General features: G+C 62.7%; 20 protein-coding genes and 1 pseudogene. 10 read left to right on the forward strand and 11 right to left on the reverse strand.

All coding sequences use genetic code 11. The features are described 5' to 3' along the window. Positions 1–346: 346 nt before the first annotated feature. The 3 genes from GT370_RS10000 to GT370_RS10010 all read left to right on the forward strand — a co-directional run bounded on the left by GT370_RS10000 (position 347) and on the right by GT370_RS10010 (position 2,584). The gene (locus GT370_RS10000; RefSeq protein ID WP_270183519.1) at positions 347–604 is read left to right on the forward strand and encodes a hypothetical protein; all 258 of its coding nucleotides are present in this window, start codon (positions 347–349) and stop codon (positions 602–604) included. Between the two features lie 349 nt (positions 605–953). Next, positions 954–1,892, forward strand: coding sequence for a hypothetical protein (locus GT370_RS10005; RefSeq protein WP_039885801.1), 939 nt, complete (start codon positions 954–956; stop codon positions 1,890–1,892). Beyond that, a complete protein-coding gene (locus GT370_RS10010; RefSeq protein WP_270183534.1) occupies positions 1,880–2,584 on the forward strand; it encodes a hypothetical protein in 705 nt (234 codons plus the stop codon). Before GT370_RS10005 ends, GT370_RS10010 begins: the two co-directional genes overlap by 13 nt. Before the next feature lie 55 nt (positions 2,585–2,639). On the opposite strand, the gene GT370_RS10015 is transcribed toward GT370_RS10010, so the two are convergent. Further along, positions 2,640–3,158 carry a GNAT family N-acetyltransferase gene (locus tag GT370_RS10015; RefSeq protein WP_039885796.1) on the reverse strand — a complete coding sequence of 173 codons (519 nt, stop codon included), beginning with the start codon at positions 3,156–3,158 and terminating at the stop codon, positions 2,640–2,642. A 41-nt stretch (positions 3,159–3,199) separates the two neighbouring features. Next, a complete protein-coding gene (locus tag GT370_RS10020) occupies positions 3,200–3,493 on the reverse strand; it encodes a type II toxin-antitoxin system TacA family antitoxin (protein WP_008495825.1) in 294 nt (97 codons plus the stop codon). A gap of 213 nt (positions 3,494–3,706) precedes the next feature. Here GT370_RS10020 and GT370_RS10025 point away from each other — a divergent pair, with 213 nt between their 5' ends. The 4 genes from GT370_RS10025 (at position 3,707) to GT370_RS10040 (ending at position 6,537) form a co-directional block, all read left to right on the forward strand. Next, positions 3,707–4,432, forward strand: coding sequence for a hypothetical protein (locus GT370_RS10025; RefSeq protein ID WP_039885795.1), 726 nt, complete (start codon positions 3,707–3,709; stop codon positions 4,430–4,432). Positions 4,433–4,600: 168 nt separating this feature from the next. After that, positions 4,601–5,044, forward strand: a complete 444-nt coding sequence (locus tag GT370_RS10030; protein WP_008495634.1) for a carboxymuconolactone decarboxylase family protein — start codon at positions 4,601–4,603, stop codon at positions 5,042–5,044. 3 nt (positions 5,045–5,047) lie between these two features. Then, positions 5,048–5,926 carry an RNA polymerase sigma factor SigJ gene (sigJ, locus tag GT370_RS10035; RefSeq protein ID WP_008495635.1) on the forward strand — a complete coding sequence of 293 codons (879 nt, stop codon included), beginning with the start codon at positions 5,048–5,050 and terminating at the stop codon, positions 5,924–5,926. Positions 5,927–6,213: 287 nt separating this feature from the next. Next, positions 6,214–6,537 carry a GNAT family N-acetyltransferase gene (locus GT370_RS10040; protein WP_270184311.1) on the forward strand — a complete coding sequence of 108 codons (324 nt, stop codon included), beginning with the start codon at positions 6,214–6,216 and terminating at the stop codon, positions 6,535–6,537. A gap of 227 nt (positions 6,538–6,764) precedes the next feature. Here GT370_RS10040 and GT370_RS20845 read toward each other — a convergent pair whose 3' ends face one another. Together GT370_RS20845 and GT370_RS20850 are read right to left on the reverse strand one after the other, a co-directional pair. Then, positions 6,765–7,280 (reverse strand): LysR substrate-binding domain-containing protein, encoded by a 516-nt coding sequence (locus tag GT370_RS20845; RefSeq protein WP_333490051.1) that lies wholly within the window; start codon positions 7,278–7,280, stop codon positions 6,765–6,767. Next, positions 7,214–7,678 (reverse strand): LysR family transcriptional regulator, encoded by a 465-nt coding sequence (locus GT370_RS20850; RefSeq protein ID WP_333490052.1) that lies wholly within the window; start codon positions 7,676–7,678, stop codon positions 7,214–7,216. The genes GT370_RS20845 and GT370_RS20850 overlap by 67 nt, the downstream gene beginning before the upstream one ends. Before the next feature lie 99 nt (positions 7,679–7,777). Here GT370_RS20850 and GT370_RS10050 point away from each other — a divergent pair, with 99 nt between their 5' ends. Then, positions 7,778–8,611: an SDR family oxidoreductase gene (locus tag GT370_RS10050; RefSeq protein WP_008495638.1), complete on the forward strand. Its 834-nt coding sequence runs from the start codon at positions 7,778–7,780 to the stop codon at positions 8,609–8,611. Positions 8,612–9,204: 593 nt separating this feature from the next. Here the strand turns inward: GT370_RS10050 and GT370_RS10055 are convergent. The 4 genes and pseudogenes from GT370_RS10055 to GT370_RS10070 form a co-directional block, all read right to left on the reverse strand. Next, positions 9,205–9,453 carry a DUF6489 family protein gene (locus GT370_RS10055; RefSeq protein WP_008495640.1) on the reverse strand — a complete coding sequence of 83 codons (249 nt, stop codon included), beginning with the start codon at positions 9,451–9,453 and terminating at the stop codon, positions 9,205–9,207. Positions 9,454–9,719: 266 nt separating this feature from the next. Beyond that, positions 9,720–9,896 (reverse strand): annotated as a pseudogene (locus tag GT370_RS10060) (DUF736 domain-containing protein); the annotation flags it as partial. Positions 9,897–10,058: 162 nt separating this feature from the next. Beyond that, entirely contained in the window at positions 10,059–10,550 is a 492-nt protein-coding gene (locus tag GT370_RS21400; protein WP_442865517.1) for a DUF736 domain-containing protein, read from the reverse strand. Between the two features lie 179 nt (positions 10,551–10,729). After that, positions 10,730–11,128 carry a MerR family transcriptional regulator gene (locus tag GT370_RS10070; protein ID WP_008495643.1) on the reverse strand — a complete coding sequence of 133 codons (399 nt, stop codon included), beginning with the start codon at positions 11,126–11,128 and terminating at the stop codon, positions 10,730–10,732. 148 nt (positions 11,129–11,276) lie between these two features. Here GT370_RS10070 and GT370_RS10075 point away from each other — a divergent pair, with 148 nt between their 5' ends. Together GT370_RS10075 and GT370_RS10080 are read left to right on the forward strand one after the other, a co-directional pair. After that, positions 11,277–11,591 (forward strand): mercuric transporter MerT family protein, encoded by a 315-nt coding sequence (locus GT370_RS10075; protein WP_039885703.1) that lies wholly within the window; start codon positions 11,277–11,279, stop codon positions 11,589–11,591. After that, on the forward strand, positions 11,584–11,817 hold the full coding sequence (locus GT370_RS10080; protein WP_008495645.1) for a GDCCVxC domain-containing (seleno)protein: 234 nt from the start codon (positions 11,584–11,586) through the stop codon (positions 11,815–11,817). The genes GT370_RS10075 and GT370_RS10080 overlap by 8 nt, the downstream gene beginning before the upstream one ends. Here the strand turns inward: GT370_RS10080 and GT370_RS10085 are convergent. The 3 genes from GT370_RS10085 to GT370_RS10095 are packed head-to-tail and all read right to left on the reverse strand — an operon-like array spanning position 11,806 to position 14,929. Then, positions 11,806–12,807 carry a tyrosine-type recombinase/integrase gene (locus GT370_RS10085; protein ID WP_008495646.1) on the reverse strand — a complete coding sequence of 334 codons (1,002 nt, stop codon included), beginning with the start codon at positions 12,805–12,807 and terminating at the stop codon, positions 11,806–11,808. The two genes, GT370_RS10080 and GT370_RS10085, sit on opposite strands and share 12 nt — an antisense overlap. Beyond that, positions 12,804–13,724: a tyrosine-type recombinase/integrase gene (locus GT370_RS10090; RefSeq protein WP_039885714.1), complete on the reverse strand. Its 921-nt coding sequence runs from the start codon at positions 13,722–13,724 to the stop codon at positions 12,804–12,806. Before GT370_RS10090 ends, GT370_RS10085 begins: the two co-directional genes overlap by 4 nt. Next, on the reverse strand, positions 13,718–14,929 hold the full coding sequence (locus tag GT370_RS10095; protein WP_008495648.1) for a tyrosine-type recombinase/integrase: 1,212 nt from the start codon (positions 14,927–14,929) through the stop codon (positions 13,718–13,720). The genes GT370_RS10090 and GT370_RS10095 overlap by 7 nt, the downstream gene beginning before the upstream one ends. Between the last annotated feature and the right edge of the window lie 191 nt (positions 14,930–15,120).

Consider the following 15,120-nt stretch of genomic DNA (forward strand, 5'->3'; position numbering starts at 1 on the left):
ATGTTAAAGGAGCCTGGGCAGAATGCACATTGGCCGTGAAATCGCGTTGCCTAACCCCTGCCATCTTACCGCACCCGCATGCGCTAGCATTCCTTGGTCTGTTGTAGCCGCATAAGATACTACCACACGGGACCTACGAGATTAGAGATCAGGATTGAGCTTGGGAATGAGATTAGAATTGAGCTCAGTTATGAAATCAGGAACAGGCATAGGAATCAGCACAGGAAAAGGCTCGGGATTGGGCTGAGAGATAAGATTCGCGTTTGTCAAGATTCCGATTCGGAAGATTGCGCGCTTAGTCAAAAATAGTGAAACTCCATGCCGCTATTTTTGAAAGCCCGTGTTCATGTCGCGCAAACGCATTCACACCGAGGCCGAGATCGAAAGCTTGGCGGAAATGCTCCGCCCGCTCTGGCGACAGAGCGATGTCGTGCGGCCCTGGCTGCGCCAACATTACGGCATGTTGTTGGAGCTTGTGCATGGCGACTGGTCCTGGGCTGCAATCGCACGCGCGATGACGCTGGCTGGCATCACCTACAGCACCGGCAAAGCGTGGGATGCCGACTGGCTGCAAAGCGAGGTCTATCGCGCCCGCCGCCCCTGAAAGGCTACCAGCGCAAGACCGCCACCGGACCGCCGCAGAGGACGGCGCAGCAGGCAGAGACGGCGTTTGCGGCGCCGGCACCGGCGCCGGTGCCGGAAGCGGTACCGGTCGGGGCCGGGACAGCCAATCAGATCCGCCCGATGCTTCAGACACCGTCGAATTTCAGCCGGCGCGCTTTATCGATTGGGACACCAGGCCCGCAGAATTTGATGCGCCGCCACCGGCTGAACCGGCAAAGCCCCTCATCCGGCCGCCCCTCTCAACCTATGACGAGGTCATGGCGCGCCTGCTCGGTAAAAAATCGCCGCCATAAGCCCCAGCCATCCTTTCCCCAGAATGGAGCCAAACGATGCCTGAACCCAAAGACAACACGCCGGAATTGCTGCGCTTTCCCAATGCGACGGGCGGACGTGCACCCACCTCAGGTACCACACCGCCGGAATTTACCTTCAGGCCGGATGAAGACGCCGCCCCACCGGAGATGGAGTTGGGCACCGCTGCCAGCCCGGCGGTACCCGCTGCCAGCCCAACGCCTTTGACCGGCATCGATTTAAGCGGGCGGCACAAAGTCATTTTCTGGGTGGGGCGAGGCAAAACCGGCAAGACCACCGGCATACGCTGGCTGGCCGAGAAAACCCTGATGAACGGCACGCCTCTGCTAATGGCGGATCTGGACACGACCAACGACACCTTCTCCCGCTATATCGACAAAGTGGCCCGCCCCCCGGAGACCGCCGACCCCAGCCTGTCCCTGAAATGGCTGGATCGCCTGTTACAGCATAGCCTGGCTCAGAAAATATCGGCGCTGGTCGATCTGGGCGGCGGCGATACCACGCTGCGCCGCCTCGCTGTCGAATTACCCGACCTGGTCGCCTTGTTCGAAGCCCAGAGCTTCGCGGTGGTGCTGTTCCATACGGTGGGGCCGCAAGAAGAGGATTTATCACCCTTGGCCACCTTGCAGCGGCTGGGGTTCAAGCCGACTGCCTCGTCCATCATTTTGAACGAGGCCATGATGGATGTCGGCGAGACCCGCGATACAGGCTTCGCGCGCATTTTGCGGCATAGCGTCGTCCGTCAGGCGATTGGTGAGGGGGCCGTGCCGGTATTCATGCCGAAACTCTTCGCCGCCCAACAGGTGGAAATCCGCCGGCTGAAATTCCATGATGCCGTCGCGGGTAAGACCGGCCGGGCCGACACGCCGCTCGGGCCGTTCGACCGGGCCCGGGTCAGGCTATGGCTGGAGGCCATGGACAGCAATTTTGCGGGGATCAGCTCATGGCTGCCATGAACGAGCCCCGGGAAGAGTTCGACCTGCGGCGCTACAGCGAAATCCTTGGCCGCGAGATCGCCCAGATGCAGGAGGAGCTGGAGCGGCTCATTCAGGTCACCGGGCTCAAAAACGACCCGTTATTGCCGCTGATTAAGGTCCTGTCCTCCTCGCTGCGCTTGCAATGGCGCCTGCATAACCAGGCCGTGCGCTATTTCCACGATGCCAGCGACCGGCTGGACCGCGAATACCATGACACCCTCAAGAAGACGGCGCTGGCCGTCCAGCAAGCCGAGGCGGTGTTGCAAACCAAACAGGCCGGCATTGTCGAGCAGCTGACGCCCAAGCTCGCGGATAATGTGCGCTATGCCGTGTATCAGCACGGCAAGACTTTGAAATACAAAACCCTCGGGATCTGGGCGGTCGCGGTGCTGGCGCTGGGTGCCATCCCCTGCCTCTTCACCTACGCTGCCGGGCTGAATGCCGGGCGGTTTCAGGGGGAGGTCGCCTCACATCTGATCTCGGTTGCCATGAAGGCCGGGCCGGCCGAGGCCATCGCCTGGGGCCAGCTGATGCAGGATAATGACGGTGCCGTCGCCATGGCGACCTGCCGCAAGAGCCTTCAGCAGGATGCCGACGGGCGGCATTATTGTTTCATGCCGGTCTGGACAGATCCGAACCCTACCGCCCTACCCATGGCGTCCGGCCAATAGCGTGGACGGAACCATCCAGGCTACGCCGAGAGAAAGGAAACCACCCTGGCCTATTTCACTGATCGGCGAACACGGCGCGGATGGTCTCAATCGGCATCATCAGCACCTTCTCGCCCAACGGCGAGGCCAAAAAGCCGTGCCGCCGATAGAACGCCATGGCGGTCTCATCGATCGCGTGGGTGACCACCGCCCTGACGCCCGCCACCTCGGACACGGCGAGGCAACGCTTCAATGCATCCGCCAATAAGTCGGTGCCCAGGCCAATGCCATGGTAACGCTGGTCCACCGCCAAGCGGCCGATTAGCATCAGCGGTATCTGCTCGGGCATTCCGCGCCGCAGCTTGGCGCTGGGCAGGGACAAGCGCTGCTCCATGGCCGTGGTGATCGCATAATAGCCGACGACGAGATGTGGCGGCTCGCCAGCGCGTACAACATAGGTTCTCGCTGATAGCCCCTCACTGACCAATGCCCGGTCCCGCAGCCATTCGTCCAAGGACGGGTGGCGGCCATTCTGGAAGCCTGAGACATCGTGTGCTGCGGTCAGGCGTTCCGGCGGCAACAACCGACGTCTCACTGGCTTGGCCTCAACTGCCCTCTTCCCGCCAGTTTTGGCCATTAACGGTCCCAGACTGGCGGCTTGGTCAGCCGCGCCCGCAGTTCCGCCACGTCCTGTGCCGGCGCATCCAGCATCGCCAGAAACGCCTCATGCGCATCGGGCGCCAGGAAGAACACACGCTGATCCAGGATCGTGTCCTCGGCCTGGCGGCGGGCGCTGTCCAGCATGAATTCCGACAGCTTCTGCCCCCGCAGCGCCGCGGCGCGGGTCAGGATTGCCTTGGTCTCAGCCGAGGCTCGGATCTGAATGACATCGTCCTTACGGGCCGGACCGGCAGGGGCTGGCTGGGCCATATCTTATCTCTATTGCAGGCGTGGACAATCGCACAACGTACATACAACGTCAATACATTTTATCTAACTGTCCCCAGCTAAACGGCGCGGTCTTCGGAAAGAGGCTTTGGCCGGCAAGAGCAAGACTTAACCAAATGAGAGGGGGGTATGTTGCCCGCTGCCAAGCCTGACGCCGATCTTGGCAGCCCAATGCGCATCGCTCAAACTTCCCGCATGGTCCCTTTCAAGCCGATCCCTGGCGATGAACCTGCGCTGGCGTATGCGCCGATCCTCAAGGCGGCGCTGCTGACCTTCGACTATGTCGACCAGCACGGCCCAATCGGCTTGACGCCCGCCAAAGCCCTGAAACGATATTTTGTGCAATGGGCGGCCGAAGCTTTCGCATGGCCACGTTACACCGCGAAGGAACTCTACGTCGTCAACAAGGTCTTGAACGAGGCGGACTTTCCGCCTCTGACCGTGTTGCATGACGTCTTGCTCGCCGCCAGGCTCGCGAGGCACGACAATGGCACTTTGCGACTGACGGCCAATGCCAAGCGCTTACGGGACAAACCCGGCGAATTATGGGGATGCTTGGCCACCACGCTGCTCTATGGTCTCGATCATCGCCAATATACCCGCTTCGGTGATGTCATGATCGGCAACTGGGACGTCTTCCTGAATGTCATTAATATCGAGGCGGACCATGCGGTGAGCGAGGAGCGGCTGTTTACCGTGCTGTTCGGTGGCACGGAAACCGATATTTGGACCGCACATTACCGGCTGGCTTCCACCTTCTATCTTCATGTCCTGCGGCCCTTATGCTGGGCCGGCTTGTTGGCCGAGCATGAGGTTGGCGAAGGCTTCGCGAAACGATCGGTCTTCACCAAAACGCCCTTATGGGCAGTTGCCTTCACGCTGGAAACGGACCGGCATTTGCAGCCACCTACACGGCATTGAGCTCGGCGGCGGAAGTAATCAACCGGCTGTTTGTGGGCATGATGGGGCCGGGAACGGAATGGCGGTTTTGGGATAAAATGAGGGAAGCGGACGTCAAACAAAAAAACCCTGTCACATTTTTCGGGGCTGCCTCGTCTTATCTGCGCAACCGCAAATAGGAGTGATACTATGGAATCCCGCATCGATTACTATGCAGCCGCGCCCGAGGTCATGAAAGCAATGCTGGCACTGGAGAAGGCCGTGACGACCTCTGGCCTGGAGAAGAGCTTGATCGAGCTGGTCAAGACCCGCGCGTCCCAGATCAATGGTTGCGCCTTTTGCATCGACATGCACACAAGGGATGCCATGAAGGGCGGCGAAACGGCGACCCGCCTGCTTCTGCTCGACGCCTGGCGCGAGGCGCCGTTTTACAGCTCGCGTGAACGGGCGGCACTGGCCTGGACTGAGGCGCTGACGCTCATTTCCGAAACTCATGCGCCGGATGAGGATTGGGCCGCCTTGAAAGCTGAATTCTCCGAGGGGGAGATCGTGAAACTGTCTTTGCTGATCGCGACCATCAATGCCTGGAACCGGCTGGCCATCGGCTTTCGTTCGGTGCCCGTGGGCAAATAGCAGATGGATGCGGCGGCGAGCTTTCTTCCGCATCGGGCGGCTCTGGTCGGTCTCGCCTATCGGATGACGGGCTCGCACGCCACGGCTGAGGATATAGCGCAGGAGGTTTTCCTGCGCTGGGAAGGGGCGGTACGAGCCGAAATCTCGCACCCCCGTGCATGGCTGATGAAGGCGGCGGCGCGGCTGGCCCTTGATCACTTGAAATCGGCTCAGGTCCGGCGGGAAGCCTATGTTGGCCCCTGGCTGCCCGAGCCCGTGCTGGAAGACCAGGCCGCGCCGCAGGAGGAAGCTTGGGCGCGGGCCGAGAGCGTGTCACTTGCCTTTCTTCTCACCCTTGAGCGGCTCTCGCCGCCGGAGCGCGCCATTTTTATCCTGCACGATCTGTTCGACATGTCGTTCAACGAGCTAGCCCCTCTTCTCCACAAATCCGAGGCGGCATGCCGGCAAGTGGCGGTACGTGCCCGTCAACGCCTTGGCGAGTCAAAGTCGCGCCATGAGGTTTCGGAGGCGGACGGCACGCGGTTGGCGAAAGCCTTTCTGGCTGCCACCCAGACCGGCGATGAGGTGGCCCTGCGCGATCTGCTGGCCGAGGATGTGGTCCTGCATACCGACGGGGGCGGCAGTCGCCCGGCGGCTCTCAATCTCATCCATGGCGCCGAGAAAACAGCGCGCATGCTCGCAAGGCTTGCGTTGAAGAAGGTGCGCGCGCCGGTCTCGTTATATTACGGCCTCATCAACGGCATGCCCGGGTTCGTCACGAAGGAACCGGACGGCTTGCCCCAAGTGACTGTCCTGGAGATGGAGGACCAGCGTATCGCAGCGGTCTACATCATTCGAAATCCCGAAAAGCTAGGCGCGATCGCCGCGGTGCTTGGTCTCTGATAGGCGAGAGCCAGGCAAAATGAGATAGCAGCTAGCCAAACAGTGGTTGTTTGCCCTGGCAGATGACGATCCAATCTTGATATTGCCGCCGATGTGCAGCCGACATTGCGTTGACCAGCTCGATCGGCAACACTGGAGGGGCTCTATCAACCCTGAATTATGAGATGCGGCTTCATGAGCGTACCAGGTTATGAGATTTCTTCCGAGCCAGCCAAAATCGACATTGAGGTCGTATATCGATTTTTGACTGAAAAATCCTATTGGTCCCCGGGAATCCCCGAGATGTCGTGGAGAAAGCGATAAAAAACTCGCTTTGCTTTGGTGTTTATTCGGAAGGTTCCCAGGTAGGCTTTGCACGGATTGTAACCGATAAGGCTACATTTGCTCTCGTCGCAGACGTGTTCGTTTTAGAGGGCCATCGCGGAAAAGGTTTGTCCAAATGGTTGATGCGTGAGGTAATGGAACATGCGGACTTGAAAGGTCTTCGCAGGTTGTTGCTTCTGACGTCAGATGCCCATGCCCTCTACGCCCAATTCGGGTTTACTGAAATCGGCAATCCGTGGCGATTTATGGAAGTGCTTCGTTCAGATATTTACACCAAACCCGCGTAACAGCGCATTGCCTTCGTCTCATAAAGATAAACCACGATCCACGTGTTCCAAAGTCCCCGCAGCTGATGTCAGCTTTTGCAGATCTGGATTCGGAAGCTGCTATGCCGCCTTCCCCCCCCCTCCAGGCCATTCGGCGGCATATCATCCGTCTAATATTTTGGGCAAAAGGGCCATAAGCGGCTGGTCCGCATTGGCAATGAGCTACCAAGAGAGCGGATATGTCTCCCTTATTTGCCGGCAAGGTCTGCACCATTGGGTTCATCCTTCAGAAGGTCGATAAATGCCCGAAGCGTCGCCGGAATATAGCGGTTTCCCGGATAATACAGCGCCAACCCGAGCGATGGCGGGCACCAGTCCGGCAGGAGCCGGACCAGCCGGCCGGAAGCCAACCCTGCATGGGCAAATGATTCTGGCACATAGGCAATACCAAGTCCGGCCATTGCCGCCTGAACCAGGAGATCATTATCGTCCAGCGTCAGAGCGCCCGGCGGGTCGAGTACGAATTCCTCGCCGAGCCGGCTGAATTCCCAGCGATAACGCTTTCCACTGGGGAGTCTCTGGCGGATGCAGGTGTGATGGGTGAGATCATCCGGCGTCGTCACCGGCAGGCGCCCTTGCAGATAGTCCGTGGAGGCGGTTGCGATGAAACGAACATCACCGCCAAAGCGGACTGCAATCATGTCCGCGGGCACCGCGTCGTAAAGCCGCACCCCCGCATCAAAATTCTCCGCGACAATATCCACAAGGCGTCCCTCCGAAACGAGGTCCAATTCCACCCGGGATGGCGGGCCAAGAAACGGGGGACGACAGCGCCGAGGAGAAGCTGTGCGGCCCGTTTATTGGCGTTGATCCTCAACAAGCCGCTCGGCTCGCCGCGCGCTTCGGCCAGCCCGTCGAGGGCGGCATCCAAGCCTCTCAATATCGGCGTCAGACGCTCGAGCAACCGCAAGCCGGCATCGGTTGGCGCGACGCTGCGTGTCGTCCGGTTGAGCAGGCGGACCCCGAGGCGCCTCTCGAGGCCGATTACCGTGTGACTGAGCGCGGAACGTGAGAGGCCCAACGCATCGGCCGCTTTTTGAAAGCTCAGATGGCGGGCCACGGCTGCGAAAGCTTCCAGCTCATTGAGAGTTGGTCTCGTCATTGGTGCAAAATCCACACTATGTTAGTCAAATTATAAGATCTTATACCACCAATCGGCCGCGTCTAGATGGAACCGGACGAATTGCGAAAGGTAGAGTCCATGACAAAGACCTGGTTTATTTCCGGGGCCTCCTCCGGCCTCGGACGGGAGATGGCCCAGCAGCTTCTCGCGCGCGGCGATATTGTCGCGGGAACCTCGCGTCGTGACGGCGCGCTCGCGGATTTGAAGCGGAAATATGGGGACAATCTCCATGTGCTGAAGCTTGAACTGACCGACGTCAAAAGCATTCGCGTGGCGCTGGATGCGGCGTTCGCGGCGCTTGGGCGCATCGATGTCGTGGTCAGCAATGCCGGCTATGGTCTCGTCGGCGCGGCCGAGGAACTCTCAGATGCTCAAATCGATCAGCAGATCGCCACCAATCTGATCGGCAGCATACAGCTCATCCGCGCCGCCTTGCCGTATCTGCGGGCGCAAGGCGGCGGACGCATTGTTCAGATCTCATCGGAAGGCGGGCAAATCGCTTACCCGAATTTTAGTCTTTATCACGCCAGCAAATGGGGAATCGAGGGCTTCATCGAAGCGGTCGCTCAGGAGGTGGCGCCCTTCGGCATTGATTTCGTGATGGCCGAACCGGGCCCAACGGCAACCGGATTTCGGGAGGGCTTGGTCCACGCTGAAAGGATGGCGATATATGACGATACCCCGGCCGGCGAGGTTCGGCGCGCAATCCAGACTGGCAGCTTCGTCCTGAAGGGCGATGCGGCCCGAACCGTCGCGGCCATCATTTCAGCAGCTGACCGCGAGAAAGCAGAGCTGCGGCTTGCTTTGGGAAGCACAGCTTATCAATCCATTTCGAAAGCACTGGCCGCTCGACTGTTGTCTATCGAAGGTCAGCATGATGTCGCTTTCGCTGCCGATCGACCTGATATCTAAACGCAGCGGGCCCGTCCGTGACGATGTCCGCTTCCGACGCGCCGGCAAGGGTCGATGAACGGCGAACAGGGGCGCAGCCCTGCCGACCTTATAGTAGCCGTGCCGCCGCCTCGATCCCGAATGGCGTCAGTTCGAGGCGCCAGTGGCAATGAAGCGCGCCATGCGAAAGTATGACCGGCTCATGGATGTATCCTACCGCTAATGCGGAAGCAACCACTGCCCGCCAGTCGTTAAGTGTTATGCAACTCCCAGCTTTGGCCACGAGAATATCTATCCCAGCATCCGCATCTGGCGCAATGATTGGCTGCCGGAGCAACAGCTTCAACATCACGTCGACGAAGGCAGAAATCTCACAATCCTGTGTCACGCATTTGTACCTCTTCGAGACGGCAGCTGACCGCCGCGAAGCGCACGGCCATACTCACGGTTTTTGCTCACGGCCGCATTGAAAGACAGATTGGTCGGAACATCAATGGAACGATGAGCTTCTGCTGCGATCCCGGGGCGACACCGGCGCACCTTACTCCCAGCCAGTCCATTTTGCCCCCTCCGGCCGCTGAACCGCTTTCTGACAGACGCCTCTCCAAGCGGCGTCATCCTCCATCGCCTGACCTCGGTCCCCCAAAAGCGCCAAACAGCTTAGCGAATGCCTGCTGCATCTGATCGGGTGCCATCGGCATCCATGCCCGCAGGAGCGCCTCGGGTGTAGTGGCGTCGATGGCAGCCTCCATGCGCTGCTGGAGTTTCTCGATAATAGCCTGCTGCATCGGGACGACATCCGGCAGGCCGGCAAATCGCCTAGCCTCATCAGGCGTGCAGTCAATCTCGACGGTGATTTTCATGATGACGTTCCTGTTGTTGATGTACTTCTGGCCAGGTAGGCCAAAGGTACCGAAACCGGAAAGCCTCCGCCAGGCAAGCGTATCGGCACCGCATGTTCGAAAAGCTCTTATAAATCAGAAGTTTTTGGTGCCGCTTTTTCCCAAAAAGCGGCGAAGGAGGCTGCGCGTAGCCTCACCATGCCCCGGACCACGGAACTCACGCCCCCTCCCCTTTTACGCACGAACGCTCCCCGCCCGGCATCGCCGGGCGGGGTTTGCTGCGGGATTTAATCGCCGCTGGGCTTGCGGCTGCGAGACCAGATCAGGCTGTAGCCGTCACCGCCCTCATCATCGAACAGATTGGCGTAGATCGGCGCGCTGAAGCTGGGGTCATCCAGCTTGACCGAGATATAATACCGCCCCTCGTTGGAGCGCTTCGTCCACCCGGCTCCGATCTCAGCCTTATGCAGTGCGCCACATAAGGCGGATTATGCGGAGTGAGGTGTTATGCGGAGTGGCGTGTCGGAAGCCGAGCATTTCCGCGGGTTTGGCTGTGTCCGTGCTCCGCATAATTCCAGGGGTGAGAAGGTGCGGCGCCTCGCGGGTGGTGAGGCGCCGCGGGTCGGTCAGCGGGACCAGATGAGGCGGTGCTCGCCGTTCTCGCCGGCGACCAGGGTCGCGTAGACGGGGGCCGTGAAGGAGGGATCGTCGAGCTTGACCGAGACGTATTCGGCGCCGGTGTCCTTGGCCTGCTTGCCCCAGCCTGCGCCCAGCTCGACGCCGTTGGCGGCGACCCGGTAGTCGGGGGAGCGCTCGCCCTCCTTGGCGACGGGGCGGATGGTCGCCTTGGTGTTGATGTTGAGGGTGCGGATCTGGCCGGTGAAGCTGCCGTCGTCGCTGCGGGTGAAGGTGCCGATCTGAGCCATTGTCGTATCTCCTGACTGTTCCTCGAAGCCGCACCACGCGGCCTCGATGGTGGTCGCTGAGGCGGCGGTTCGGCCGGCTTGCACCCGCAGGGCCGCAGCGGAGCGGAGGACGGCGGCAGCCGAGCTTCTTGCCTCGCGAGGAATGCGGCTCAGCCGCAGGGGAAGAAGGTCGGCGAAGCCGTTGCTGGCCATAGGCCGGACGACGCCAGACCCCCATCAGGAGAGGCCGCTTGGCGCGGCTGCGGGCAGTCACCCCGCAAGAGAACGACGCGGATCGGCCCCACGCCCAGCGGGGTGCGCATCCCGCCAGCCCCGCTCCCCATGAGCAGCACCGCGATCTCGCCTACGACACAGGGGCGCAGCGCCGCCGATCACACCGCTGAGAGTGTCTCGATCAGCGGGCAGGCGGCATCGGCTCCAGCATCGCAACGTCTCACCGCATCGATCAGCGCGCGTTCCATCGCGCGCAGGTCTGCGATCCGCTTACGAACGTCCTTCAAGTGCGAGGCAGCGAGCTCACGCACTTCACCGCAGGCGTCTGCGCCGAGGCCCGACAGGCGCAACAGCGCCCGCACTTCATCCAGCGTAAATCCGAGCTCGCGAGCGCGGCGAACGAACACCAGTCGCGCGACGTCATCAGCCTCGTAGAGCCGATAGCGGCCTCGCCGGCGGGGCTTCGGCAGGATGCCGATCTTCTCGTAGAACCGGATTGTCTCGATCGCGCAGCCGGTTCGGGCCGAGAACGCGCCGATCGGCATGTCGTGTTGCATCGCGGTCGCTCCACGATAGGGGCTTGAGTCTGTAGTCACTACAGACGCTAGGGTGCAGCCGACGCCCACGCAAGGAGATCGACGTATGCCGCCAGAGCCCACGCAACCAAGAACGGTTACACGTTCCGTTCGCGACACGGGCGCGACCGTGCTGACCTTGAGCGGGGTCGCGGCCGCCTTTGGTGTCGCCTCGTGCTGCGGTCTGCCGTTCCTGCTGGCGACGCTGGGGCTCAGCTCGGCTTGGCTGGTCGGTATCGCCACGATCGCCGCACCGCACCGGCCCTTGCTGCTCGTCCTGGGCGCGGTCTGCCTGCTGGCGGGTGGGGTGTTGCTGTGGCGACGCCGTCCGACTGTTCCCGACGCGACCGGCGCAGTCTGCTCCAAGCCCGCGGTGCGCGGAATGACCCTCGTCGCTCTCATCGCCGGCCTTGGCCTGCTGACCATCGGCTACCTCTATGCTTGAACTGCCTATGATCCTGGAGTCGATGATCACCTGCCCGCAGTGCGGATTTCAGGCCCTCGAGACGATGCCGACGAACGCCTGCCAGTACTTCTACGACTGCAAGGGCTGTGGCGCGCTCCTGAAGCCGAACGCCGGCGATTGCTGCGTCTTCTGCTCCTTCGGCACCGTCCCTTGCCCGCCCATCCAGGCGGATGGCGGGCAAGGGGGATGCTGTTCATCGGCCTGAGGCGCCTTCGGACAGCGACGCGATCAGCGCATCGGGCGCCCTGAACCGGCCTCGGCGCAGGCCGGGTGGAACGACCGCTTCGACCGCCTCCAGCTTCTCGCTAGGATCCATTCGGAGGTAGACCTCGGTCGTGCGGACGTCGGCATGGCCGAGCCAGAGCGCGACCTTGCGGATGTCGCGCGTGGCCTGGAGCATGATCACCGCGCAGCTGTGCCGAAGCTGGTGCGGCGAGATCGACCGCGCGCGAAGCGTTGCACAGCTCTCGCCCGCTCGCCGGACGTGTTGGTCGAGCACGTATTCGAAGCCGGCGCGCGTCATGGCCGTGCCCTCGGCGTTGACGAACAGCTCCGGCGCACGAACGTCGCCTCGGACCGCGAGCCAGGCTCGCAAGTCCTGCGCGGTCTCCTTCCAAAGCGGGAGGCAGCGCTCGCGTCGCCCCTTGCCCCGGACCATCACGCTCGGCGTGCGGCCGAGTGAGACGTTCTCCAGGAGAACGCCGACCAGTTCGGAGACGCGCAAGGCTCCGGTGAAGCACAGGTGCAGCATCGCCCGGTCGCGCAAGCCCGAGCGTGCCGTGGGGTCTGGCGCGTTCAGGATCGCGCGCATCTCGTCCATGCTGAGGTGTCGAACGAGCTTCTGCTCGTGCCGCTTCACCGGGATGGCGTCGATCTGGGCCACCTGGGCCATCGCCGAGGGCACTTGGTGCTCGACGTAGCGCATCAACGCGCGGACCGCAGCCAGGCGCACGTTGCGCGTGGCGGCACTGTTCCGGCGCTCGCGCTCGATATGGGCCAGGAAGTCGACGATGAGCGATGCGTCGAGTTGCTCGATGAACAACCTGGATGGCCGCGTGCCGAGCCTGTCCGCCGCATACACCAGCAACAGCTTCAAGCTCACCGCGTAGGTGTCGCAGGTCTCGGGGCTACAGCCGCGTTGATTCGGCATGTACTCGCGCAGGAAGCGCGTCACGATAGGGGCGAGCGGGGTCATGCGACCGCGCTCCCGACCAGCATCTCCGCTGCGGCGGCGATGTCGGTCATCATTTCGGGCGTGGCTTGCAGATACCAGTAGGTGTGCCGGATATCGGCGTGCCCGAGATAGGTCGAGAGCGCGACGAAGTGACGGGCCACCTCGCCACGGCTCCCGCCGCATCGCTCGAGGGCCCGCGTCGCGAAGGTATGGCGCAGATCGTGGATGCGGGGTCGGCGGGCACGCCCTGGCGCGATGTTCGCCTGCTTTAGCAGGATCCGGAACGTATAGTTCACCGTCGAGGGACAGAGCTGTCGGAGCTCGACGGACGGGAAGAGGTATTCGCAGCTTCCGGCTACGCGCTTGCGCGTGGCGAGGTATCGTTCCAGTGCGGCGACGACGGTAGCGTGCAGCGGAACGAGCCGGCTCTTGCCGAACTTGGTCGCACGGATGTGCAGCACACCGTCCGGCCGCAGGTCTTCCATCCGCAGCGCGAGCACCTCCGAGATACGCAGGCCGGTCGCGGCGATCAGCCCGAACAGCGTCCCGTAAAGCTCGCGCCTTAGCGGATTCGGCTGCTGTCGGCGGAGCCGACCGGCCTCTTCAAGGATGCGGGCGATCTCGTCGGGCGTGTAGATGTAGGGCATCGGCCGGCGCTTCGGGGCGGCGAAGATGTCCACCGGCGGCAACTCGTGCCGCGCATCCTCGGCGTGCAGGAAGCGGGCGAAGCCCGCGAGCGCGCGGTAGCGTTCGCGCCGGGCCTCGCGTGTGCGGCCTGCAGCCGTGACCCACGCCAGCACCGGCGCGGCGCGGAGATACCCGTCGCAGCGCTCGTCATGGTGGCGAGCATAGGAGCGCAGATGGCGCTCGGTTTTCACGAGCTTGTATCCGAGCGTCCGGCGTAGAGCGATGTAGCGATCGACCTCGGCGCTCAGCATGGCGCCCTCCCGCCCCAAGGCTGCGCGATCTCCGCGAGCAAGCCGAAGTCGACCTTGGCGTAATGCGCCGTCATCGATGGCGACCGATGCCGCAACACCGCGCCGACGCCGGCAAGGCTGGCGCCGCCCGCGAGCATCGCGGTCGCGGCCGAGTGACGGAGCACATGCGCGCCCCGGTGCGGACCCTCCACGCCGGCGCGGTCGAGCGCCCGCCGCACGAGGCACTTGATCGCCACGCGGCTCAGAGGAACGACGGGCGCGATGTCGGTCAGGAACAGGCGGTCCGAGGCCGCCCGCGGCCGCGCGCGCTCGATGTAGGCGAGGAGCGCGTCACCGACGTCCTGCGGTAATGGCAGGCGCTCCTCGCGCTTCGCTTTTCCGCTCACGGTGAGCGTCGCGCCGGTCCAGTCGATCTGTGCGAAGCGGAGGTGGGCCGCCTCGCTCGCCCGCAAGCCGAGCTTGGCGAGGAGCAAGACGATCGCGCGATCACGAAGGCGTTCTTCACCGTCGCAGGCGTCGAGCACGCGCGCGAGGTCCGGCCCTGGGAGGAAGCGCGGCGTCGCCGCAAGCTGCCAGTTCGCGAAGCCGGGGACGGCATGGACCAGGCCGAGCGAGCACTGCCCCGTCGCGACGAGGTAGCGCAGGAACGAGCGCGTGGTGCTCGCGACGGCCTGCGCACGCCCGCGCCCATGCGGCGCAGTTCGCTCCAGTACGAAGTCGCGCACGGCTCCAGCCGTATAGGCGGCCGGATCATCGCCCAGCGCCTCCAGAAGGTTGGTGATGACGGGTTGGCGCAGAGCGAGCGTGGACTCGGCGAGGCCACGCTGCTCGCGCATCCACCGGCCATACGACGCCAGGAGCGGCCAGGTCTCCTCGGGCGAAGGCGGGCGGGTCTCGGAAGGCAGGACGCCTCCCGCCCGAAGCCAGGCAATGAACAGCTTCGCCGCACCATGCGGCGCTCTTGCAGTCCTGCAGCCCCGGAACACGGTCGCCGAGGCGCCCAAGCCCGCCTCTAGACTGGTAAGATCGAACCCGGCTGCATTGGCCCATTCGGCCCAGATCGAGAGTAGCCGGACGATCTCAACGATGGTGACGGCGCGATATCCTCGCCTCGCCAGCCAGGGGCGGAAGCCGTCGACGTGCGGCGCCAGCCAGCGAAGTCGGTCGGCAACGATGGGCGGTCTCTCGTAAATTCCTGTCGGCATGGGTCTTCCTTCGGTCGTGGTTGCGCCGGAGTTGGCGTGACCTGACCAAGCCGAAGTTCTCGGCTCCTGCCCGTGTTTTGTTGCTTCCACTTTCTGCTGCGCGCCGGTTCGAGGCCGGCGGTGTGATCGGCGGCGCTGCGCCCCTGTGTCGTAGGCGAGATCGCGGTGCTGCTCATGGGGAGCGGGGCTGG

Source organism: Acidocella sp. MX-AZ03, assembly GCF_027626035.1.
Taxonomy (GTDB): domain Bacteria; phylum Pseudomonadota; class Alphaproteobacteria; order Acetobacterales; family Acetobacteraceae; genus Acidocella; species Acidocella facilis.